Origin of the sequence: Brevibacillus centrosporus (assembly GCF_046622605.1) — a bacterium.
GTDB lineage: Bacteria > Bacillota > Bacilli > Brevibacillales > Brevibacillaceae > Brevibacillus > Brevibacillus centrosporus.
The window spans coordinates 2465542-2488250 of record NZ_CP176856.1; the positions used below are offsets into that span (position 1 = coordinate 2465542).

22 protein-coding genes and 1 pseudogene are annotated in these 22709 nt (G+C 50.6%); 19 read left to right on the top strand and 4 right to left on the bottom strand.

Features of this window, described 5'->3' with window-relative positions; all coding sequences use genetic code 11:
• Nucleotides 1-3 precede the first annotated feature (3 nt).
• From ACLIN2_RS12675 to ACLIN2_RS12685, 3 genes are read left to right on the top strand one after another with little or no spacing between them, the layout of a single operon-like run.
• Nucleotides 4-561, top strand: a complete 558-nt coding sequence (locus ACLIN2_RS12675) for a copper transporter (RefSeq protein WP_092268154.1) — start codon at nucleotides 4-6, stop codon at nucleotides 559-561.
• Nucleotides 548-1240, top strand: a complete 693-nt coding sequence (locus ACLIN2_RS12680) for a glycosyltransferase family 2 protein (RefSeq protein ID WP_092268155.1) — start codon at nucleotides 548-550, stop codon at nucleotides 1238-1240. The genes ACLIN2_RS12675 and ACLIN2_RS12680 overlap by 14 nt, the downstream gene beginning before the upstream one ends.
• The gene (locus tag ACLIN2_RS12685; RefSeq protein ID WP_411504202.1) at nucleotides 1222-2106 is read left to right on the top strand and encodes a UDP-N-acetylmuramyl pentapeptide phosphotransferase; all 885 of its coding nucleotides are present in this window, start codon (nucleotides 1222-1224) and stop codon (nucleotides 2104-2106) included. The genes ACLIN2_RS12680 and ACLIN2_RS12685 overlap by 19 nt, the downstream gene beginning before the upstream one ends.
• A gap of 33 nt (nucleotides 2107-2139) precedes the next feature.
• Here ACLIN2_RS12685 and ACLIN2_RS12690 read toward each other — a convergent pair whose 3' ends face one another.
• On the bottom strand, nucleotides 2140-2400 hold the full coding sequence (locus ACLIN2_RS12690) for a DUF2627 domain-containing protein (RefSeq protein WP_092268157.1): 261 nt from the start codon (nucleotides 2398-2400) through the stop codon (nucleotides 2140-2142).
• A gap of 171 nt (nucleotides 2401-2571) precedes the next feature.
• On the opposite strand from ACLIN2_RS12690, the gene ACLIN2_RS12695 reads away from it, so the two are divergent.
• The 7 genes from ACLIN2_RS12695 (at nucleotide 2572) to ACLIN2_RS12725 (ending at nucleotide 13338) form a co-directional block, all read left to right on the top strand.
• Nucleotides 2572-4647, top strand: a complete 2076-nt coding sequence (locus ACLIN2_RS12695; RefSeq protein ID WP_411504203.1) for a sigma 54-interacting transcriptional regulator — start codon at nucleotides 2572-2574, stop codon at nucleotides 4645-4647.
• A 233-nt stretch (nucleotides 4648-4880) separates the two neighbouring features.
• Entirely contained in the window at nucleotides 4881-5972 is a 1092-nt protein-coding gene (locus ACLIN2_RS12700; protein ID WP_092268159.1) for a Glu/Leu/Phe/Val dehydrogenase dimerization domain-containing protein, read from the top strand.
• Nucleotides 5973-6150: 178 nt separating this feature from the next.
• Nucleotides 6151-7572 (top strand): dihydrolipoyl dehydrogenase, encoded by a 1422-nt coding sequence (gene lpdA / locus ACLIN2_RS12705; protein WP_092268160.1) that lies wholly within the window; start codon nucleotides 6151-6153, stop codon nucleotides 7570-7572.
• A gap of 18 nt (nucleotides 7573-7590) precedes the next feature.
• Nucleotides 7591-8583, top strand: coding sequence for a thiamine pyrophosphate-dependent dehydrogenase E1 component subunit alpha (locus ACLIN2_RS12710; RefSeq protein WP_092268161.1), 993 nt, complete (start codon nucleotides 7591-7593; stop codon nucleotides 8581-8583).
• A 12-nt stretch (nucleotides 8584-8595) separates the two neighbouring features.
• Complete coding sequence (locus ACLIN2_RS12715) at nucleotides 8596-9579, top strand: alpha-ketoacid dehydrogenase subunit beta (protein ID WP_092268162.1); 984 nt, start codon at nucleotides 8596-8598, stop codon at nucleotides 9577-9579.
• Nucleotides 9580-9599: 20 nt separating this feature from the next.
• The gene (locus ACLIN2_RS12720) at nucleotides 9600-10919 is read left to right on the top strand and encodes a dihydrolipoamide acetyltransferase family protein (RefSeq protein ID WP_411504204.1); all 1320 of its coding nucleotides are present in this window, start codon (nucleotides 9600-9602) and stop codon (nucleotides 10917-10919) included.
• A gap of 247 nt (nucleotides 10920-11166) precedes the next feature.
• Complete coding sequence (locus ACLIN2_RS12725; protein WP_411504205.1) at nucleotides 11167-13338, top strand: copper amine oxidase N-terminal domain-containing protein; 2172 nt, start codon at nucleotides 11167-11169, stop codon at nucleotides 13336-13338.
• A gap of 77 nt (nucleotides 13339-13415) precedes the next feature.
• Here the strand turns inward: ACLIN2_RS12725 and ACLIN2_RS12730 are convergent, their stop codons facing one another.
• Complete coding sequence (locus ACLIN2_RS12730) at nucleotides 13416-14288, bottom strand: IS3 family transposase (protein WP_411501818.1); 873 nt, start codon at nucleotides 14286-14288, stop codon at nucleotides 13416-13418.
• The gene (locus tag ACLIN2_RS12735) at nucleotides 14249-14566 is read right to left on the bottom strand and encodes a helix-turn-helix domain-containing protein (RefSeq protein ID WP_122923884.1); all 318 of its coding nucleotides are present in this window, start codon (nucleotides 14564-14566) and stop codon (nucleotides 14249-14251) included. The genes ACLIN2_RS12730 and ACLIN2_RS12735 overlap by 40 nt, the downstream gene beginning before the upstream one ends.
• 420 nt (nucleotides 14567-14986) lie before the next feature.
• On the opposite strand from ACLIN2_RS12735, the gene mce reads away from it, so the two are divergent.
• The 3 genes from mce (at nucleotide 14987) to ACLIN2_RS12750 (ending at nucleotide 17956) form a co-directional block, all read left to right on the top strand.
• On the top strand, nucleotides 14987-15409 hold the full coding sequence (gene mce / locus ACLIN2_RS12740; RefSeq protein ID WP_092268165.1) for a methylmalonyl-CoA epimerase: 423 nt from the start codon (nucleotides 14987-14989) through the stop codon (nucleotides 15407-15409).
• 119 nt (nucleotides 15410-15528) lie between these two features.
• Nucleotides 15529-16644 carry a M20/M25/M40 family metallo-hydrolase gene (locus ACLIN2_RS12745; RefSeq protein WP_411504206.1) on the top strand — a complete coding sequence of 372 codons (1116 nt, stop codon included), beginning with the start codon at nucleotides 15529-15531 and terminating at the stop codon, nucleotides 16642-16644.
• Nucleotides 16645-16762: 118 nt separating this feature from the next.
• The gene (locus ACLIN2_RS12750) at nucleotides 16763-17956 is read left to right on the top strand and encodes a DUF3866 family protein (protein WP_411504207.1); all 1194 of its coding nucleotides are present in this window, start codon (nucleotides 16763-16765) and stop codon (nucleotides 17954-17956) included.
• A 7-nt stretch (nucleotides 17957-17963) separates the two neighbouring features.
• On the opposite strand, the pseudogene ACLIN2_RS12755 reads toward ACLIN2_RS12750, so the two are convergent.
• Nucleotides 17964-18011 (bottom strand): annotated as a pseudogene (locus ACLIN2_RS12755) (hypothetical protein); the annotation flags it as partial.
• Between the two features lie 105 nt (nucleotides 18012-18116).
• Here ACLIN2_RS12755 and ACLIN2_RS12760 point away from each other — a divergent pair.
• The 6 genes from ACLIN2_RS12760 (at nucleotide 18117) to ACLIN2_RS12785 (ending at nucleotide 22687) form a co-directional block, all read left to right on the top strand.
• Nucleotides 18117-18674 carry an NUDIX domain-containing protein gene (locus ACLIN2_RS12760; protein WP_092268169.1) on the top strand — a complete coding sequence of 186 codons (558 nt, stop codon included), beginning with the start codon at nucleotides 18117-18119 and terminating at the stop codon, nucleotides 18672-18674.
• Nucleotides 18675-18702: 28 nt separating this feature from the next.
• On the top strand, nucleotides 18703-19851 hold the full coding sequence (locus ACLIN2_RS12765) for an endonuclease Q family protein (protein ID WP_411504542.1): 1149 nt from the start codon (nucleotides 18703-18705) through the stop codon (nucleotides 19849-19851).
• Between the two features lie 67 nt (nucleotides 19852-19918).
• Nucleotides 19919-20545 carry a stage II sporulation protein M gene (gene spoIIM / locus ACLIN2_RS12770; protein ID WP_411504208.1) on the top strand — a complete coding sequence of 209 codons (627 nt, stop codon included), beginning with the start codon at nucleotides 19919-19921 and terminating at the stop codon, nucleotides 20543-20545.
• A 94-nt stretch (nucleotides 20546-20639) separates the two neighbouring features.
• On the top strand, nucleotides 20640-21104 hold the full coding sequence (locus ACLIN2_RS12775) for a Fur family transcriptional regulator (RefSeq protein ID WP_055743511.1): 465 nt from the start codon (nucleotides 20640-20642) through the stop codon (nucleotides 21102-21104).
• A gap of 152 nt (nucleotides 21105-21256) precedes the next feature.
• Complete coding sequence (gene ald / locus ACLIN2_RS12780; RefSeq protein WP_411504209.1) at nucleotides 21257-22387, top strand: alanine dehydrogenase; 1131 nt, start codon at nucleotides 21257-21259, stop codon at nucleotides 22385-22387.
• Between the two features lie 60 nt (nucleotides 22388-22447).
• Entirely contained in the window at nucleotides 22448-22687 is a 240-nt protein-coding gene (locus ACLIN2_RS12785) for a YqzK family protein (RefSeq protein ID WP_122923126.1), read from the top strand.
• The last annotated feature ends 22 nt before the right edge of the window (nucleotides 22688-22709 follow it).

A 22709-nucleotide genomic window follows, 5' to 3' on the forward strand; every position in this document is an offset into this window, starting at 1 on the left:
TCATTGATACACTTTCGATATCATTTGCTATCTCTCACGGCCGTTTTTTTTGCGCTGGGGGTAGGAATCCTTTTAGGAGGAACGGCTGGTCATGCCTGGTTCGCGGTGGGGGAACAAGAAGTGCTGGCGAAAATGGAGGCCAAATACGATCGGGCGCTCAAAAGCAACAATGAGCTGAAGCAGCAAATGAACCAACTGCTCAGTGAGGTCGAGCGAAGCAATGAGGAAGTCATTCATTTGATGGCGATGCGGTATTCGTCTGATCTTTCCGGGAGCAAGGTATTCGTTTGGCACGAGCCTGAGCTGAAGCTGGAGCCGATCAAACGGCTGCTGCGAACAGTTGGTGTGGATGTTCTGCCATATGCGGAAGGTCGTGCTCTCTCTGATGGCCTGCTCCTGGTGTTTGCTCATGAGGAACCCTCGTGGCTGGAAAGCTTGCCAGGACCCCGGCATTGGCTGCAGCTCGAGCAAGTACCTGATTCTCCTGCCAAGCAGTGGGCATTGCTGGAGAAAGTCCAAAAATTGCTGACGGAGATGAGGGTGGAACGTGAAAAAAGTTAGTGTCGTCATTCCCGCATACAACGAAGCGGACGCGATCGGAGCCACGCTTCGTGCCATTCGCGAGCGCTTTTTTTGCGATGAGCTGATCGTCGTTGATGATGGCAGCAAGGACGGGACCGGAGAGCTGGCAAAAAAATGGGCTGATCTGGTCATCCAGCTTCCCGGAAATCGTGGAAAGGGCGCCGCCTTGCAGACGGGCTGGCAGCATGCAAAAGGAGAGGTTGTCCTATTTCTGGATGGGGACCTGCGCGAAAGTGCCGCTGAAGCCGCGCACTTGCTTTTACCGGTCCAAGAAGATGCTTGTGACATGGCTGTAGCTGTTCTCCCGCCACCAAAAACAAAGGGGGGAATGGGCCTGGCGAAAGGATTGGCTCATCACGGCATTCGCATGCTTACTGGTTTCGAGACGCTAGCCCCTTTATCAGGACAAAGAGCCGTGCGCAAAGAAGTTTTGGATCAGCTAGGAAAACTGGACAAAGGATTTGGCGTAGAGGTTGGTTTGACAGTGGATGCTCTGCGGGCGGGCTATCGGGTGATGGAAGTGCCCGTACGGTTTTCCCATCGGGAGACCGGCAATGACATGGCTGGCTTTTGTCATCGTGGAAAAGAGTTTATCGCGATCAGCCGGACCCTTTGTCGAAAATGGTGGGAGGGACATGCATGGGCACGGAATGGCTGATAGCAGCGGCAATCGGGTTGCTTCTCCCTGTTGGAATCCACCGACGGCTTCTCGTAACCGTACGTAAAAGATTTCGTAAGCGGGGCATGCACCGGGTGAACTACCAGGGAGTGGAAGTGGTGACTGCTGGGGGTGTCATGCTCGTCATCTCCACGGCTGCTGCCCTGCTCGGAATGCTGGTGGTAATCGGGATCGGCTCGAAGGAGTCGTGGGTCTGGAAAGAAGGGGCGTTAATGGGAGCGGGAATGCTGGCCATTGCTTTCTGGGGCTGGCAGGATGACTGCTCCGTGGACAAGCAGGCAAAAGGATTTCGGGGCCACTTCGGTACGCTTTGGCGCGAGAGACGTATGACGAGCGGTTTGTGGAAAGTATGGGGTGCAGGGAGTACCGCCATTGTTTTGGCCTTGGCCCTTGGACCCGCAAACTTGTGGTCGGGCCTGCTAACCGCCTGCTTGCTAGCCAGCGCTGCCAATGTCCTCAATCTGTTTGACTTGCGGCCGGTCAGGGCAATCAAAGTCTTTTGGTTGCTGGAGGCGGTGGCGATCACAATCTGTTACTGTACGAGTGACCTGTCAAGCTTTTTCAAGCATGGCATTTGGCAGCTGCCCATGCTGGCTGCGACTTGCATGCTTTTCCGTCACGATGCAGGGGCACGCGTTATGCTCGGCGACACCGGTTCCAATACGCTCGGCTTTGTTGTCGGGTTTGCGTTCGCCGCTGGGACTCCACTGATCGTTCAGCTTATGATTTTCCTGCTGTTTGTCGGCGTACATATAGTGGCTGAGTTCTTTTCGATATCGAAGCTCATCGAGAGCAGCAGCTGGCTCACACGGATTGATCGATGGGGGAGATCAGCAGAGCCTTAAAAAACAGAAGAACCAGGCTGTCCATAGCCTGGTCTACTCGTCTTCGTCTGGCTCCGGTATCATGAAGCGCGGCTGCACACGATTTTTCTTGCGCTCGTGGTGCAGGATAAAGCCTGCGATAAACAAAACGGGGATGACAAAGCATAAAATACCTGCAATCAGCTTTCCCCACAAGAAGCTTACCTCGGGGGAGATGGAGTAAAAAAACGCATCCCGAATCAGCTTGATTCCGTACATCGCTATGGCAGCAGGAATCACCATGATCAGAAGTGCGATCATCTTCTGTACGACCAAGGGTGTTTCACACCTTTCCTTCTCTTCCCACTCATCATATCGAATGAGGTCTTGCTTGTCCATAAGCGGCGTGCAGTGAACGAGCGCACGCTAGACAACTACGCCTGTCCTTCACCGAACCATTGGAGTACAATGGTAACGAGTACGATTGCGAAAAGTGAGGGGGCACACATGCACAAGCTGCTCATCGTTGGTGCCGGACGGGGTGGAAGCGCACTTTTGCGCATGCTGAATCAAATGGATCGCATTGAAATCGTAGCTGTTGTCGACCATCGACCAGACGCCCCGGGTCTCGCGCTGGCGCGTTCTTTTGGCATTCCGACCGATATTGACTACCGTCCGTATTTGGATGCTGATCTGGACGTGATCCTGGAAGCGACAGGCGATCTGGGCGAATATAAGCACTTGCGTCATCTCAAGCAGGAAAAGACCGTACTGATCCCCGGCACGTTTACCCGAATCGTGATGAAGCTCATCCGGGAGAGAGACAAGCTGATTAACGCCATGATGCAGAATGAGCGTGAGCGGGAAACGATGCTCGACTCCACGCACGATGCGATTATTGGTGTAAATCGACAGGGTGTCATTACCTTGTTCAACAAGGCAGCCGAAAGACTGATGGGGATTGAAGCCAGCAAAGTGCTGGGCACCGGGGTGACTGAGCGTATACCGAACACCCGGTTACATATCGTATTAGAGACGGGCTCACCCGAATTGAATCAGGAACAGATATTGCCCAATCAGACGCGAATCATTACCAATCGCGTGCCAGTCCGGAATGAACGGGGAGAAGTAGTCGGAGCCGTAGCGATCTTTCGCGACATTACGGAGATCATGGCTCTTGCGGAGGAAGTAACAGATTTGAAAGAGCTGCAAAGCATGCTTCAGGCAATCATCGACTCATCGGATGAGGCCATCTCCGTCGTGGATAAAAACGGGAACGGTCTACTGATCAACCCGGCTTACACCAGACTTACGGGTTTGACACAGGATGACATCATCGGAAAGCCGGCCACTGTCGATATTTCCGAAGGGGAAAGCATGCATATGCAGGTCCTGAAAACGAAAAAGGCAGTACGCGGTGTACCGATGAAAATTGGTCCAAAGCGCAAGGATGTCGTGGTGAATGTGGCTCCCGTGATGGTAGATGGAGAGCTGAAAGGCAGTGTCGGTGTCGTTCACGACGTGTCTGAGTTCAAGCGTCTGACGGAAGAACTGGAAAAAGCACGCCGCATTATTCGTACGTTGGAAGCAAAATATAGCTTTGCAGACATTATCGGGTACAGCGAGACCATGCGATTGGCCATCGAGCAAGCACAGAAAGCTGCTCTTACACCTGCCACGGTCTTGCTTCGAGGAGAATCGGGTACGGGGAAAGAGCTTTTTGCCCATGCCATTCATAACGGAAGTGAACGCAAGTATAAACAGTTCATTCGTGTCAATTGCGCTGCTATTTCCGAGAGTCTCCTGGAAAGCGAGCTGTTTGGCTATGAAGAAGGTGCCTTTACAGGTGCGCGCAGAGGCGGAAAGCGTGGACTTTTTGAAGAAGCGAGCGGCGGGACTATTTTTCTGGATGAAATCGGCGAGCTGTCCATGAACATGCAAGTCATGCTTTTGCGCGTCTTGCAGGAACGGGAAGTCGTACGTGTCGGGGGGACGAAGCCGGTCCCGATCGATGTGCGGGTCATTACCGCTACCCACGTCAATCTCGAGTCCGCGATTTCGGTCGGAAAGTTTCGCGAGGACCTGTACTACCGACTTCACGTCGTTCCGATTCAGATACCGCCACTGCGGCAGCGACTGGAGGACATCAAGCCGTTAGCCATGCACCTTTTACGCAAGTACAACCTGGAGTACGGTCGCAATGTAGAAGAAATCGACGAGCGAGCCTTGCAGCTGCTGCTTACCTATCATTGGCCAGGAAACGTGCGCGAGCTGGAAAATGTGCTGGGACGAGCGATGATCCATATGCGAATCAATGAGCGTGTGATCCTGCCAGAGCATTTGCCCCCTTTAGAGAGAAGGGCTGTCTCTCACAGAGAGGAACCAAGACCAAGCTTGCAGGCGACTGGAAAAACGCTGAAGGAAGCGATGGAAGAAGCAGAGAGCGAGCATATTTTGCGTGAGCTGAAAGCGGCCGGCGGAAACAGGACGCTGACAGCAAAACGTTTGGACATTTCCATTCGCAGTCTTTACTACAAGTTGGAGAAGCTAGAGAGTATGGGAATGATCGATCAAAGTAAGTGAGACGTCCGTGCAAGAAAATGCATGCAAAAAACTGCATGATCGTGCAAGAAACTGCACACTAGGCAAGCCGGAAGCCTACGCCTACACAGGCAAATAAAGCGCTTTCAAAACGTGGAATGAGTTGGCACGACTTTTGCATTAACATCTCGACGGGAAGTAATCCAAACGGATCCCATGTATTTCAGCCAAGAGCTACTATGATGACAACGATCGATACTAGGGAGGTTTCTTCATTGAACATCTTTGACTACATGCAAAAGTACGACTACGAGCAATTGGTATTCTGTCAGGACGAAAATTCCGGTTTGAAAGCCATTATTTGCATTCATGATACGACATTGGGTCCGGCACTAGGCGGTACACGGATGTGGCCGTACAAAACGGAAGAAGAGGCCATCATTGACGTGTTGCGCCTGGGACGCGGTATGACATACAAAAACGCTGCAGCCGGTCTTAACATCGGTGGCGGTAAGGCTGTCATCATCGGCGATCCTCGCCAGCACAAAAGCGAAGAACTTTTCCGTGCGTTTGGCCGTTACATTCAAGGCTTGAACGGACGTTATATTACAGCCGAGGATGTAGGAACCACGGTTGCCGACATGGACATGATCCATTTGGAAACAGATTACGTCACAGGGGTATCTCCGGCGTTTGGTTCCAGCGGTAATCCATCTCCGGTGACAGCTTACGGTGTGTATCGAGGTATGAAGGCAGCGGCTAAGCTGGCTTATGGAACAGACGATTTGTCCGGACGCGTAGTAGCGGTTCAAGGGGTAGGAAACGTAGCGTACAACCTTTGCCGTCACCTGCACGAAGAAGGCGCGCACCTGATCGTAACGGATATCAACGAAGAAAACGTAAATCGTGCCGTAAACGATTTTGGAGCCAAAGCTGTGGGCGTGAACGAAATCTTTGGTGTTGAATGCGACATCTTCTCTCCTTGCGCACTGGGAGCGATCATCAATGACGATACGATTCCTCTCTTGAAAGCAAAAGTAATTGCAGGCGCGGCTAACAACCAGCTGAAGGAAGAACGCCACGGTGACCAGATCCACGAAATGGGCCTCTTCTATGCACCAGACTACGTGATTAACGCAGGTGGCGTAATCAACGTGGCGGATGAGCTGCAAGGCTACAACCGCGAGCGCGCCCTGAAAAAAGTAGAGACCATCTACGACAACATCCTGAAAGTATTCGAAATCGCTGAGCGCGATGGCATGGCTTCTTACCAGGCTGCTGACCGTATGGCCGAAGAACGAATCGCCAGCGTAGCAAAATCCCGTAATACTTTTCTGCAAAACGGCAAGACTGTTTATCATCGCTAAGTAACACGATGATCCCCTTTCCCCTGATCGTTGCCCATCATGCGGTCAGGGGGTACATATGCTTTGTTCTTTGAATATTCATAAACGCCGAAAACGTGGGTGACCCCACTGGTAATGTAAGGAGCCAGAGGCGGCTTTTTCGATAGCGGTTTTTCCCTACGAAAGGAGAGTTCAGATTATGTCTCAGGAGTTTGATCTGGTTGTTTTGGGCGGTGGAACGGGAGGGTACGTGGCAGCGATTCGCGCCTCCCAGCTCGGGATGAAAGTAGCGATCGTCGAAAAGGAAAAGCTCGGCGGAACCTGCCTGCACCGTGGGTGTATCCCCTCCAAAGCGCTTTTGCGCAGTGCAGAAGTATACGCCACCCTCAAAGAAAGCGATAAATTCGGGGTAATTGCCGGTGAAGTCGGCTACGATTTTTCTAAGATTCAGGATCGTAAGCAAGGAATCATCGAGCAGCTGCACAAAGGCATTCAATATTTGATGAAAAAAGGCAGCATCACTATTTTTGAAGGCTTTGGACGGGTAATGGGACCGTCGATCTTTTCCCCTCAAGCGGGTGCTGTTCGGATCGAAAAGGAGAATGGGGATCAGGAGATGATCGTTCCTCGCTTCTTGCTGCTTGCGACAGGCTCACGTCCTCGTACGTTGCCAGGACTGGTTATCGACGGGTCCTATGTAGTAACAAGTGATGAAGCCCTGCAGTGGGAGCAGCTGCCAGAATCCGTTGTTATCGTAGGCGGTGGAGTGATCGGGATCGAGTGGGCATCTATGCTGAACGATTTCGGAGTAGCGGTCACCGTGGTTGAGTATGCCGATCGCATTCTGCCTCTGGAAGATGAGGAAGTCAGCAAGGAAATGGCACGTCTGCTGAAAAAGCGCAAAGTAAACATCGTGACCTCTGCCAAGGTTTTGCCTGAATCTCTGGAAAAGGGAGAAGGGCGCGTCATGATCCAAGCGGAAACGGCTGGAGGCGTGCAATCCTTTGAAGCACAAAAAATCCTCGTTTCCGTGGGTCGCCAGGCAAATGTAGAAAATTTGGGACTGGAAGCGACAGAGATCAAGGTCGAGCGTGGCGCTGTCGTTGTCAACGAGCATTTTCAAACAGCGGAATCGCATATTTATGCCATTGGCGACGTGATCGGCGGGCTCCAACTGGCTCACGTAGCATCCCATGAAGGCATTTTGGCAGTTGAGCATATGGCTGGTCAAAATCCTCATCCCATGGACTATACAAAAGTACCGAAATGCACTTACAGCCGCCCGGAAGTGGCAAACGTCGGCTTGACGGAAAAAGAAGCGAAGGAAAAAGGCTTTGAGGTAAAAGTGGGCAAATTCAGCTTCAAGCCGCTGGGGAAAGCAATCATTTATGGAGAAAACGATGGCTTTGTCAAGGTTGTCGTGGATGCCAAAACAAATGATCTGCTTGGTGTGCACATGATCGGTCCGCATGTGACGGACATGATTTCGGAAGCGGGTCTCGCTCGCGTACTGGATGCGACCCCGTGGGAAATCGGCACGACCATCCATCCGCACCCGACGCTGTCTGAAGCCTTTATGGAAGCTGCTTTGGCAGTAGAAGGAAAAGCAATTCACAATTAGCGAGGAGGGCAAAAGGCGATGACTACGAAGCGACATGAACAAGTAGGTTTGACGGACGCACAAGTCCTTGACATGTACTATTACATGCTGTTGGCTCGTAAAATTGACGAGCGCCAATGGCTGTTGAATCGAGCGGGAAAAGTACCGTTTGTCATTTCATGCCAAGGTCAGGAGGCTGCACAGGTCGGTGCGGCTTTTGCCATGGAAACCGGCAAGGATTACTTGTGCCCGTATTATCGTGACCTGGGATTGGTCCTGGTATTCGGGCAAACAGCTCGCGATTGCATGCTGTCTGCATTCGCGAAAGTAGAGGATCCGAACAGCGGCGGTCGCCAAATGCCTGGACATTTTGGCGGGAAAAAATACAACATCCTGTCTGGCTCCAGCCCTGTTACGACACAGGTACCTCATGCAGTAGGCATGGCGCTGGCAGGTAGAATGCAGCAAAAAGACTTCGTCGTGTACGCGTCGTTCGGAGAAGGCTCCAGCAACCAGGGGGATTTCCACGAAGGGGCGAACTTCGCAGGCGTTCACAAGCTGCCGGTGATCTTTTTCTGTGAAAATAACAAATACGCGATCTCTGTTCCGCTGAAAAAGCAGCTGGCATGTGAAAGTGTAGCAGACCGCGCAATCGGTTACGGCTTCCCTGGGATCAGTGTAGATGGAAATGACCCGATCGAAGTCTACCGCGTAACGAAAGAAGCGGTAGAACGTGCGCGTCGCGGCGAAGGGCCAACATTGATCGAAGCGGTCATGTATCGTCTGGTTCCGCACTCCAGCGATGACGACGACCGTGTATACCGTACGCGTGAAGAAGTAGAGGAAGCGAAGAAAAAGGATCCGTTGATTGTCTTTGCTGCGTATCTGAGAGAGATTGGCTTGCTGGATGAAAATACGGAAGCAGATATGCTCGCTCGCGTACAGCTGGAAGTGGATGAGGCGACGGAATATGCGGAAAACGCGCCGTATCCTACACCAGAATCGACTCTGACACACGTATACGGGGAATAAGGGGGAATCCAGATGGCGGTCATCTCATTTATTGATGCGATTACGATGGCGATGCGTGAAGAAATGCGTCGCGATCCCAATGTATTTGTCCTCGGGGAAGACGTCGGCGTCCGCGGCGGTGTTTTTCGTGCAACCGTTGGATTGATTGAAGAGTTTGGCGAAGAGCGCGTGATTGACACACCTCTGGCGGAGTCTGCCATCGTCGGTGTGGGGATCGGTGCGGCAGCTTATGGCATGCGCCCAATTGCTGAAATTCAGTTTGCTGATTTTATCATGCCGGCTGTCAACCAGATCGTCAGTGAAGCGGCGAAAATGCGTTACCGCTCCAATAACGACTGGAATTGCCCGATCACGATTCGAGCTCCATTTGGTGGAGGCGTACACGGTGCCCTCTACCATTCGCAATCGGTAGAAGCGATGTTTACGAATATTCCAGGTCTGAAGGTAGTAGCGCCTTCTACGCCGTATGATGCAAAAGGCTTGCTCAAGGCAGCGATCCGCGACGAAGATCCAGTATTGTTCTTTGAGCACAAGCGCTGCTATCGCTTGATCAAGGGCGAAGTGCCCGATCACGATTACGTTCTGCCGATCGGCAAGGCAGATGTCAAGCGAGAGGGAAGCGACATTACCGTTATCTCCTACGGTCTGGCCTTGCATTTCTGCCTGCAGGCAGCTGAAAAGCTCGCGCAGGAAGGCATCAGTGCCCATGTGCTCGATTTGCGGACGCTCTACCCGCTGGATAAAGAGGCGATTGCAGAGGCGGCGTCGAAAACGGGGAAAGTTCTGATCGTACATGAGGACAACAAAGAAGGCGGCGTTGGCGGCGAAGTAGCAGCTATCATTGCCGAGCAGTGCCTGTTTGATCTCGATGCTCCGATTAAACGTCTGTGTGGTCCTGATGTACCGGCTATGCCGTACAGCCCGCCGATGGAAAAATTCTTTATGCTCAACCCGGATAAAGTATTGGAAGCGATGCGGGAGCTGGCCAACTATTAAGACGAGGAGGACCTAGGATCATGGCAACGAAAGTACTTATGCCCCAGCTCGGAGAGAGCGTGACCGAGGGCACCATCAGCAAATGGCTCGTCAAAGTGGGCGACACGGTGAAGAAGTACGATTCTCTGGCAGAAGTCACTACAGATAAAGTAAATGCGGAAGTCCCATCCACGGTGTCTGGTCGCGTAACAGAAATTGTGGTACCAGAAGGGGAAACCGTGGCGATCGGCACACTTATTCTTTATATAGAAGAAAGCGGGGAAGCGGGAGAGACTCAAGCAGCTCCTGCAGCCTCCGCAGCTCCTGCCGTTCCAGTTGCAGCAGTGGCTGTCACGCAGCAAGCTGCTCCAAGACTGACAACGGCTCCAGAAGGCGGCAAGCAGCGCTACTCTCCTGCAGTCATGGTATTGTCGCAAGAGCATGGAATCGATCTCTCCCGCGTAGTGGGCACGGGTGCAGGTGGACGGGTGACGAGAAAAGACGTGCAGGCTATTATCGATGCAGGTGGTCAAAAGCCGGCAGAAGTCGCACAAGAGCCGGTGGTTGCACAAACGCCATCAACTCCTGCGCCAACAGCAGCCCCTGCAGCAGCTAGTGCACCTGTCGCACATACTTCGGCACCGGCTGAAATTCCGGTAGCGAGTGGGGATCAGGTCATTCCAGTTTCCTCGATCCGTCGTACGATTGCGAACCGCATGGTGCAAAGCAAGCACGAGGCACCACATGCCTGGACGATGGTTGAAGTGGACGTTACCAACCTCGTAAACTTCCGCAATCAAGCAAAAGGGGAGTTCACTCGCAAAGAAGGTATCAACCTCACGTTCCTGCCGTTCTTTATCAAGGCAGTCGTTGAAGCGCTGAAAGAATATCCGATGATCAACTCTACCTGGGCAGGGGATAAGATCATCGTGAAGAAAAACATCAACATTTCCATCGCCGTATCAACAGATGACGCGCTGTACGTTCCGGTCATCAAGGATGCGGACCAGAAGTCCATTTTGGGAATCGCGAAAGCAGTCGATGACCTGGCAGCAAGGACTCGCGCAGGCAAGCTTACCATGGACGATATGACAGGTGGCACCTTCACGGTAAACAACACCGGCTCATTCGGCTCCATTCAGTCTCAGCCGATCATCAACTCGCCGCAAGCCGCTATTCTCAGTGTGGAGTCTATCGTGAAACGTCCGGTTGTCATCAACGACATGATTGCTATCCGCTCGATGGTCAATCTGTGCATGTCACTGGACCACCGGGTGCTGGACGGCCTGATTTGCGGCCGCTTCCTGCAAAGCGTCAAGCAAAAGCTCGAAAGCATCGGACCGGATACAAAACTGTACTAAGGAATAGGCCAGACGCTTTCACAGGTCTGGTTTTTCTCTGCCCAGCTTTTTCAGGCAGAAAAATAAAGTTGGCCTGCAGCCGCAAACGGATGTAACTTTTTGCCGAACCCTTGCGTCTTAGCAAATGTAAGCAAGAAGTCTATCATTTTCCGGAGAATTGATTTCCTCGATTAAGCATTTATGGTAAACTGATAGCGAACTGCTAGAGAAACATTTCCTGATTTTGGGCAAATATGGGAGGAAAAACATGGAGAAGAGTAAAAAAGCACTGCCGATCGTACTCGCATCTGCACTGGCAGCTACCCCTTTGGTTGCAGTGCCGCAGCAGGCACATGCATTAACAAGTGTGTCGATTACAGCTGATGATGAAGAAGCTGGTGAAACGACTGACTACGATATCGAATTTACCACTGGAGATTTTATTGATTCTGGTGATAAAATTTACGTCAAATTTGATAAAGATTTTGACTTGGATGACGTTGATGAAGATTCCATCGACGCCGATTTTGATATTGATGGTGTAAAAGTAACCAGCGGCAATGTCGTTGAGATCACTGTCGATGAAGATATCGAAGATGATGAAGATCTCTCCTTCACGATTTCGGATGTCGTCAATCCAGACGATGAAGATACCTATAAGATCGGCGTGAAAACGACGAATGAAACCACCTATAAGTACGATGAAATTGACATCGAAGACGGCGGCAGCAGCAGCAGCTCCGACGATGAGTTCAATGTAGACCTCAGCAGTACAGTAGCTGGCGAAAAAGTATCGCTGGAGCTCGGGGATTTTGACCTCGACGGCAAGGATGAGCTGGAGACCGGCGAAACCATCACGGTCATTTTCCCAGATGAAGACATGCTTCCGAGCAGCATTTCCAAAAGCGATGTAAAGGTGAATGGATATGCGGCAAAAGCGGTAGATGTTGATGGCGATGAAGTCTCGATTGACGTACCGAGTGGTGCAGACGGCGATGACTACATCAACCTAGAATTCTTGAAAGCGGCAGGTATCACAAACCCGGATACAGCTGATGATTACACTTTTACAGTCAAGTATGATGGAACTACATACGAGTCCGAATCCGTTGACATCACCAAATCGGGTTCTAGCAGCGCAGTTTCCGGCAACTACACGGTAAATCTGTCTGATCCAGCTGCAGGCGCTCGCTCCAGCTATATTTTCGAAGCTGACTTTGGTAAAGACCTGAAGGCAGATTCTGACCTGATCATCGAATTCCCTTCCGCTGATATGGTGCCGATGATTTTGAGCACCTCCGATTTCAGTGTGAATGGGAAAGAACCGAAAAAAGTAGGGGCAATCGGCAACAAAGTATACATCACGACTCCAACCAGCTTCAGCGCGGACAGTAATGTCAAGGTAGTTGTTTCGTATACAGCTTGGATTACCAATCCGAAAACAGCTGGCTCCTATACACTGAAAGCGACAGCCGCTGGAAAAACGATTACTTCCAAAGCGTTCACGATTGGCGGTTCTACCGTAAATCCGACAACGCCAACAAACCCTACTACACCAACGACACCGACAGCCCCGACGACTCCTGTCAATAACAGCACAGCGACCATCACGCTGACGACGACTGCTCTGAATCAGGCAACAGGTGTGAATGTGGCGATCAAGGGACTCGGCGTCGGTCTGGCAAAACAACGCGACTTTATCGAGCTTGTCTTCCCGGCAGGCTACAAAGTACCGGCTTACATCGCTCCGGCGAACATCACGGTAAACGGCGTTGCAGCGAACTATGTAGCCGTACGCGGTCAAAACGTTCTGGTGTATCCGTCCCAGGATATCCCGGCTGCAACAGCTGCCACTGTATCGATCACAGCTGCAGCGAACATTGTGAACCCAGCTGTGAAAAACGCGTACAGCATCAGCGTGTTTACTTCCGAAGAAAAAGGTCTGCAATTTGCTCGCGCTGTTGGAGTAGGAATGCCAGCACCGGTACAGCCTGCACAGCCTACTGCTCCAAAACCAACGACACCAGCTCCAACAACACCGACTCCAGCGCAGCCATCTGTAACGGTTCCTTCCAATGCAGCGCTGTTTAAAGTAAATGCAAAAACATTTACGCTGCATGGTAAATCGTATCCTCTTTCTCAAGCGCCATATTTGGCTGGAGGAAATACGACAATGGTTCCAGCGCAGTTCTTTAAAGAAGCTCTGGCTTTGACTACGCAGTGGAACAACCAAACCGTTGCGATTATCAGCGGTACGAAGGTGTTGAAATTCTCCGTTGGTTCCAACAAAGCGCGCGTAGGCAATACAGAAGTGACGCTGCCAACTCCAGTTGTACTGAAGGACGGCATGCCGATGATCCCAGTTCGTTTTGTAACGGATAATCTCGGCTACAAAGTAGGCTGGGATGCGAAAACATCCAGCGTATACGTTTACCGTTAAGAACAGGCAGCTTGTCTAAATCAAACCCCCCTTGCCAAGTTGGTCAAGACCCCATTTAGTGGACATTGAAAAAAGCCCTAGGCAGTATGCTGGCGTCGGTACTCTACCGGCGTCAGCTTTTTCAGTTTTCGTTGCGGCCGACTTTCGTTATAAAATTGGATATATTCTTCAATTCGTCTTTGTGCCTCATCCAGATTTCGGATATCATAAGGGTAGAGTCCTTCCGTTTTGAGATGCGAGAAGAAGCTCTCCATAGAGGCATTATCGTAACAATTGCCTCTCCTCGACATGCTGATTTGGGCGCCAACCGTAGGCAGCATGTCGTGGTAATCGTAGGACGTGTACTGGCATCCTTGGTCGCTATGAACGATCAGTCCAGTCACGTCTTTCGTCTTTTCAAAGGCTTTCGTAAAGGTTTGAAGGACGAGTTGTCTGTCATTTTTAACGTCCATGTGATAAGCCACGATCTCGTTATTGAATAAATCTTTAATGGCCGATACGTACAGCCAAGTATCTTTCACACGGTACTGCGTGATATCGGTTACCCACTTTTGATTGGGAGCCTGTGCTCTGAAATCACGCTGCAGTACATTCTCAGCAACTCGTCCTCCTTCAGATGAAGCATAATGATTACGATGCTTGCGACGAATTCGAGAACGGAGTCCCATTTCTTGCATCAAACGCAGAACCTTCTTATGATTGATCCACACTCCATGATCGTGCAGCAAAAACAATTGGATTTGTCGATATCCATATTTCCCATCATACTTCGTATACACACTCTGGATGAGATCTCTCACCGGTCTGTCTCGATCAACATTCTGTCGCTTTACATACGCATAGTATCCACTTCTTGAAACGCCAAACAGCTTGCAAAGTTCCGTGACGCTGTACTCGCCAACTGCTGCTTTTATGATGGAGTACTTCTGTGCTGCACCTCCCGCATCCAAATTTCCCAACACTTTTTTAGCATGTGATTCTCCCGCCTCAATTGTTGAACATATCGATCCTGGTCGATATACGCCTGGCGTCGACCTCGCTGATCGAGAAAGCCAAACTCTCCAAGTTGTTTATACTTTTTCATCCATTTCTTTACGCGGTCTTTATCTTGAATACCAAAGTGCTCGGTGATCTGCCGATAAGTCCACTTTTCCTCGAGATGTAAACGAATCGCCTCCATTTTCATGGATTCAGGATACGACTTATACTTCTGACCTTTCATTGCCATAAAAATACACCCCCTAGAATTACATCGGATTTCCCTAGGGGTTTTTCCAATGTCTATTCTAAGGGGTGCACTTCAAGTCGGAAGGGGGGGTTGATTATGTGTTCCTATTTGCTGGTTATTGAAAATAGAAAAACGTCGGAACAATCAGGGAGAGAACAAGAATGCCAATCAAAATTTTGGCGATCAAGGATTGCTTCATCTCGGTGATCCTCCTTTCTATCAGGGAAAAATACGGTATTTGGGGAAAATGACGGCTCTAGGCCCGAAAAGGTGTGCTAAAATGATGAGGAAAACAGTACAAGCTCCTTTCATTTTACCGAATCAAACAAGGTGTAGCAACAACCGTTGTCCACAAGAAGGACATCGTGATGAGCACCGGACTGATTGGGAAACCTGATTCCATAGAAAAGGATGAGTGCAGTGAAAGCACCGAACAAGATTGCCCATATCGGAATTGCTGTGAAAAGTCTGGATCATGTTCTTCCCTTTTATACGGAGCAGTTGGGTTTGAAGCTGCTCGGGAAAGAAGAGGTGGCGAGCGAGCAGGTACGAGTCGCCTTCTTGGAAATTGGGGAAAGTCGTATCGAGCTTTTGGAACCGCTTTCAGAGGAGAGCCCCATTGCGAAATTCATTGAAAAACGGGGAGAAGGGATCCATCATATCGCCCTGGATGTTGACGACGTCGAGATGCGTCTTGTGACTTTAAAAGAAAATGGTGTACCTTTGATCCACGAGAAACCTAAAGAAGGGGCTCACCAGGCGCAAATTGGATTTTTGCACCCGAAAGCGGCACAGGGCGTCTTGTATGAGCTTTGCCAATACCCGAAGGATGCTGCGCATTAAAGAGACAGCCTCGTACTTGAAAGATTGCGACGTTTTCATGGTAGAAAAAATTTTTTTGCGGTATACTGGAACTTGAGAATATGTACCAAAATCGGACAGTGATGTAGGAGGTTACAACAGTGATCAACCAAGAGCGTTTGCTAAACGAGTTTTTGGAGCTCGTACAAATCGACAGTGAAACAAAAAATGAAGCACAAGTGAACAAGGTGCTGAAAGAAAAACTGATCGACATGGGCTTTACTGTTCAAGAGGATGATGCAGCTGCGAAAACCGGCCACGGTGGAAACAACCTGATTGCTACTCTGGAAGGTACTGGAAACGGTCCGGCAATCTTGTTCAGCAGCCATATGGATACGGTTGTTCCTGGAAACGGTATCAAGCCGCAAATCCGCGATGGTTATGTTTACTCGGATGGCACCACAATCCTCGGTGCTGACGATAAAGCCGGAATCGCGGCGATCTTCGAAGGCATTCGCACCTTGAAAGAGCAAAATCTGTCTCATCCTACGATTCAGGTCGTCCTGACTGTCGGCGAAGAATCCGGGCTGGTGGGCTCCCGTGCCATGGATTCCAGCCTGCTGAAGGCGGAAATGGGCTTCATCCTCGACTCAGAAGGTCCTGTAGGTAAAATTACGGTTGCGGGTGCTGGACAGTACCGCATCGTGACTAAAATTCATGGGAAAGCAGCGCATGCAGGCGTGAACCCAGAGGATGGAATCAGTGCAATCTCTGTCGCAAGCAAAGCGATCTCCCGTATGCCGCTTGGACGTATTGATGCGGATACAACAGCAAATATCGGCCGTTTTGAAGGCGGAAAAGCATACAATATCGTTACGGATTATGTAGAAGTTTGGTCGGAAGCTCGCAGCTTGGTAATGGACAAGCTGGAAGCGCAAGTGAAGAAAATGACGACTGCTTTTGAAGAAGCGGCTGCCGAAATGGGTGCAACTGTTGAGAACGATGTCATCTTCATGTACCACGGCTACAAATTCAATGAAGATACGCCTGTCGTTCAAAAAGCGATTAACGCCGTAAAACGTGTGGACCGCAACCCTGAGCTGGTAGCAAGTGGCGGGGGCAGCGACGGTAACGTATTCAATGGCTACAATATCCCTAGCGTGAACTTTGCGATTGGGTATGAAGAAATTCATACGAAAAGCGAACGGATGCCAATTGCTGAGCTGAATAAGGCTGCAGAGCTCGTGCTCGCTGTCATCGAAGCGGTACAAGAATAAGATCGGTAGAAGAGAAGTCGGGATTCCCTTTGGGTGTCCCGGCTTTTTTTCGATAAATGATTGGGTCAAGCCCAACTCATCATACAATAGGGGAGAGAGCGGGAAGGGAGGGGATGTCGTGCTTCGTCTGGCTTTGGGGACAGTTGTGCGCGTGATCGAGGAGCGGCCAGGTTTTCAGTTGATCGGGCTTTGGATGGCAGAAACGGGGCTGCATGAGGAAGCCATGTCCTTTGCCCAGGAAGAGTACGTGCCAGGAGACAAAGTCATTGTCAATACGACGGCCATCCATTTAAAGCTGGGGACTGGGGGCTATCATGTGGTTGTGGGCAAAGCAGACCGCATGAACGAACGTGATCTATCACCCTCGCAATGGGGTCATATTATGAAAATGCGCTACTCGCCTTGGCAGCTGGCAGTCGATACCGTAGAAGAGCAAGCAAGCCCTCATCATGACCTGTTTCTCCGGGAAGATCTGTCTTTAGAAGGAACACCGGTGCTGATTGCAGAGCTGCATAGCCTGCTCCCTGCTTCGGTGGTAGCGTGGAAACATAAAAATCCGGAATCGAAAATTGTCTACGTCATGCCAGATGGCGCTTCTTTACCTATGGCGCTCAGCCGGCACGTCCATCAATTAAAGAGACAGGGATTTCTGGCTGCGACGATTACGACCGGACACGCTTGGGGGGGCGATCACGAGGCGGTCACCATCCACAGCGGGCTTTTGGCTGCACGGCATGTGGAAAAAGCAGATCTCATCATTTGTACACTTGGTCCTGGCGTGGCAGGAACGGGTACATCCTATGCCTTTTCGGGTATTCAATTGGCGGAAGTGATTCATGCGGTTTCCATCCTTGGTGGATTTCCGTTGATGATCCCGCGCATCAGCTTTGCAGATTCTCGTCAGCGTCATTATGGCATCAGCCATCATACACAAACTATTTTGCAGCGTTATGCCCTGCGTCCAGTCGTGCTGACCATGCCGATAATAGGCGATCATCGCGATTGCCTACTCGAACAGCAAGCAGCTACGCTGAAGAAGCTGGATAAGCACCTCCTAGTATGGGGAAAGGTACCGGGTGAGCATAGGCTTTCGTCGCTGGAGCAAGCGTACGGCTTGTCCTTTACGACGATGGGCAGAACCTGGGTGGAAGACCCTGTACCTTTTCAGACTGCCGTTCTAGCCATTGAATTATTGTGCAGCTGGCGTGAGGGGTTGGCGAAAGCATTTAGCGACGACCCGCATTGCTTCGGCGCTCCAGATACGCTTGCAGCGTTAGATCTTTTTTCGACCAGGACCGAAGCGCAGCCTTGATTTCCCAAGCTTTTCCTACCAGGCGCAACTGCTTTTCACTCACATAGGTTTTCATCACTGATCTCCTCCGCTACAATGAATGTGGACAAGCTTTATGTTCCCAACTTATGGTGGATCTCGAGCGTTTAGAACGAAGAAAAAGACAAAGGGAGGATTTCTCTTGAACAAGTATGAGCATCTCTACGAAAAAACGATTTCCAGTCAGCCCATTTACGATGGACGAATCATCAAAGTAAAGGTCGATGAGGTTCAGCTTCCAAACGGCAAGACAGCCAAACGGGAAATTGTGAACCATCAGGGGGCTGTGGCAGTGCTGCCATTGACAGATGACGGGAAAATGGTAGCTGTTCGGCAGTTTCGCAAGCCTTTGGAACAAACAATCGTGGAAATTCCGGCAGGGAAGCTGGAGCCAGGCGAAGAACCGCTCACCTGCGCAATCCGGGAATTGGAAGAAGAAACAGGCTATAAGGCAGAAAAAATGGAGCTGCTTAGCTCGTTTTATACCTCGCCAGGTTTTGCAGATGAGCTCTTGCATGTGTACATCGCGACCGGTTTGACAAAAGGGGAGAGCAGACCGGATGAAGACGAGTTTGTCGATGCTCTTGAGCTGTCGCTGGAAGAAGCGCACGAGCTGCACCGTACGGGAGAAATCCGTGACGCAAAGACGGTGGTAGCAATATTTGCATGGGAAAACAGGGTGCTGCGTTCCCGTGGTTAATAACGACCTGACTGAATACTTCTGTGACATGCACATTCATATCGGGGGCACGAGGAGTGGGAAGCCGGTCAAGATTACGGCATCGCGCCAGATGACGCTGACCAGCATATTGGAGGAGGCATCTGAGCGAAAAGGTATGGATGTCATAGGAATCATCGATGCCCATTCTCCTGAGGTGCAAGAGGAATTGATCGATCTGATCAAAAGTGGGATGGCGCTGGAGCATCGCGATGGAGGGATTCTTTACAAGGAAACGATGCTTATCCTCGGCTGCGAGGTTGAGATCAAGGAAGAAGCGCGCGGCGAAGCCCATTTCCTCGTGTACATGCCCTATTTGCGAGAAATGCAGTCGTTCACTACATGGCTCTCGGGCAGATGCAAAAATGTCACCCTGAGCTCCCAGCGGATACGAACCAGCTTGAACGAGCTGCAGTCCTATGTGGAGCAGGCAGGCGGCCTCGTTATACCTGCTCATATTTTCACACCGCATAAAGGACTCTATGGCAACTGCACCGATTCCATGGCAGAAGTGCTGGATTCCGCGAAAATATGGGCAGTTGAGCTGGGTCTTAGTGCCAACACGCAAATGGCTGATCAGCTGTCGGAGCTGGCAAACAAGACGTTTCTCACCAATTCAGATGCCCATTCACTCGGGAAAATTGGGCGAGAGTACCAGTCGATCCGTATGAAGGAGCGCTCCTATAGGGAATGGGAAAAAGCCATTCGACGGGAAAACGGCAGAGGAGTAAGCGTCAATTACGGCTTGCAGCCGCAGCTAGGAAAGTATCATCAGACAGCCTGCCACAGCTGCCAATCTCTGTTGCCGGCAGATGCTTTGGGTAGATGCCCGGAGTGCGGTCACAAACAGATTGTTCGTGGAGTAGCAGCACGGATTGAAGAGCTGGCTGATGTTCCGCTGGGCACTCATCCGGCCCATCGTCCACCTTACGTAGAACAGGTTCCGCTTGAATTCATCCCGGGAGTCGGGCCGAAGCTTTTACAAAAGCTATACGACGCCTTTGGAACGCAAATGAATGTCCTCCATCGCGTAAGTCGGAATGAGCTAGCGGTGGTCGCAGGCGAAAAAATTGCGGATTGGATTGACAAGGCAAGAGGCGGAAGGCTGTCGGTTCAAGCGGGTGGGGCAGGAACCTACGGACGGATTGTTGAAGACTGAGCAGGCATAGCATCAAGTTTGTCCGCATAAGCTTTACAGTAATCAGTGAAGCGGGAGGCGACGCAATGTGCGTTCACGAGTCGGACAAACTATCCAGGCGTATGCGAGAGATCATCAGTCGCTCTATTGGTTCACGATTGTCTTGTTTACCATGGGCATTATTTTTGGAGCCGTGCTGGTCAATTCCTTGCCGCTATCGCAAAAGCAGGAGCTGAACGGGTTCCTTCAATATTTCTTCAACAGCTTATCCACCCAAGGAATTCCGGAGACGACGACTCATTTTCAAGAAGCGTTTGGACACTATGCGAAAACCATCGGGATCATGTGGGTGCTGGGACTTTCGATTATTGGACTTCCGATGATTCTCCTCATGCTCTTCTTAAAAGGAGTTGTCGTCGGTTTCACAGTCGGCTTTCTGGTCAACCAGCTGCAATGGCACGGGGTCACGTTTGCTTTGCTAGGTGTGCTGCCGCAAAATTTGCTGGTTGTTCCTGCCCTTTTTATCGTAGGTGTGAGCGGAATTTCTTTTTCACTCCGTTTGATCAAAACGAGGTTGGTCAGCAAGCGAGATGTCATCATGCCTCATTTTGTCGGCTATACCGTGCTTGTGATTTGCATGCTGGCCGTGTTGACGATGGCAGCTCTGTTTGAGACGTTCGTATCACCGAGGCTCATGCAGATTGTCCTTAATTAAGAATAATTATCATGTAAGAACTTCTGCATTTGACTTATTCAAGTACCCTCTACTATAATAGGAACAGGTTTCATGCGAGCGGGGAGGGGCATTAATGTTGGAAGAAAAGTTAGAGAAAATTAAGCAGCAATTGCATTCACAAAACTACAAGTTGACACCACAGCGTGAAGCCACTGTTCGCGTCCTGTTGGAAAATGAAGAAGACCATCTGAGCGCGGAGGATGTCTACCTGTTGGTGAAGGATAAAGCGCCGGAAATCGGACTTGCAACCGTCTATCGGACCTTGGAGCTATTGAGTGAGCTGAAGATCCTGCACAAAATGAACTTCGGCGACGGCGTAGCTCGGTACGACCTGCGTGATGACAACGCAGCCTATCACCACCACCACTTGATATGCCTGAACTGCGGCTCTGTCGATGAAATATTTGAAGACTTGCTTGTCACAGCAGAGGAAAAAGTCAAGAATGTTTACAACTTTTACATTACCGATCACCGCTTGACCTTTTACGGTATCTGCAGTCGCTGCATTGATAAAGTAAATGTGGAAGACTTCAAATAAAGAAAACTTCTCTGGGAACGGAGAAGTTTTTTTCTTTTCTTTTGCGTACAGGATAATTTTTCTAATCTCGCCGATTTCTCTTGCATGTAATGGTCATCGTTCTCGCGTGGCATCATACAAAGGTAATAAGAGAGACTGGAGGCGATATGCCGATGATTATTGGGGTACCCAAAGAAATAAAAAACAATGAGAATCGTGTAGGCCTGACTCCGGCTGGGGTGAGCTCGTATAAACAGGCAGGGCATCGTGTCCTCGTGGAAATGCATGCCGGCATGGGCTCGGGCTTTGGGGATGAGGACTATCTGGCAGCGGGCGCCGAAATATTTGAGAAAGCAGCAGATGTGTGGAGTTATGCAGACATGATCTGCAAGGTAAAAGAGCCATTGCCAGACGAATATCCTTACTTTCGGGAAAATCAGATTCTGTTTACGTACTTGCATCTGGCGCCGGAAAAAGAGCTGACCAAACAGCTCATGGACAAAAAAGTAGTGGCCATCGCTTACGAGACGATTCAAACGGACGATCGTGCGCTTCCTCTACTCATGCCAATGAGCGAAGTTGCAGGCAGGATGTCAGTCCAGATCGGCGCGCAATTTTTGGAGAAGCCGCATGGGGGGAAAGGAATCTTACTCGGTGGAGTACCCGGAGTACCTCCAGGGAAAGTGGTTATTGTGGGTGGCGGGATCGTCGGTACCAACGCAGCGAAAATGGCGATCGGGTTGGGTGCAGACGTAACCATTCTGGATATCAATGCCAATCGGCTCAGGGAGCTGGACGACACGTTCCAAGGCAGGCTCCATACACTGATGTCCAACCACTACAATCTGGCGGAAGCTGTCAAGCATGCCGACCTCTTGATTGGCGCGGTTTTAATACCAGGAGCGCGTGCGCCGAGACTGGTGACGGAAGAGATGGTCAAGTCGATGTCGCCAGGTTCGGTGATTGTAGATGTAGCCATTGATCAAGGGGGCTCAATCGAGACGGTCGACCGCATCTCGACCCATAGCGATCCGACCTATGTCAAGCACGGCGTGGTTCACTATTCGGTAGCCAATATGCCAGGAGCAGTACCTCGCACCTCGACGATTGCGCTGTCCAATGTGACACTGCCATACGGTCTGTTGCTTGCCAACAAAGGCTATCGGGCTGCTATCTCCCAGCATCGTGCATTAGCTCGCGGAGTGAACGTCATTAACGGCCACATCGTGTATGAGGCTGTCGCCAAATCCTTGCAGCTGCCATACACACCGATGGATGATGTCTTGTCTGACATGCCGCTATAGCAGCGCATGCAGGTGTGGACAAGTGCATATAATGGTGAAAAAGCATAGGAGGGAGAGAGCATGCGGATTCCGTATCGACGCGTGATGGAAGCGCTGCGTTTTTTGCTGCTCTTCGTTACGTGTACCTTATTGTCTTACGGAATTATCACGATTTTGACCGACAAGCTGATGCCGGCCAATCCGTATGAGGAACCACATGGCAATGCGGTAAAAGTGGTAAAGCTATTGAACTCTCCAGAGACACAGGACTTGGAAGGATATTTTTCACGATTGCAGCTTTTTTATGAGACGGGCGAGTAACTTAGAAGAAGAAGTGTACCTG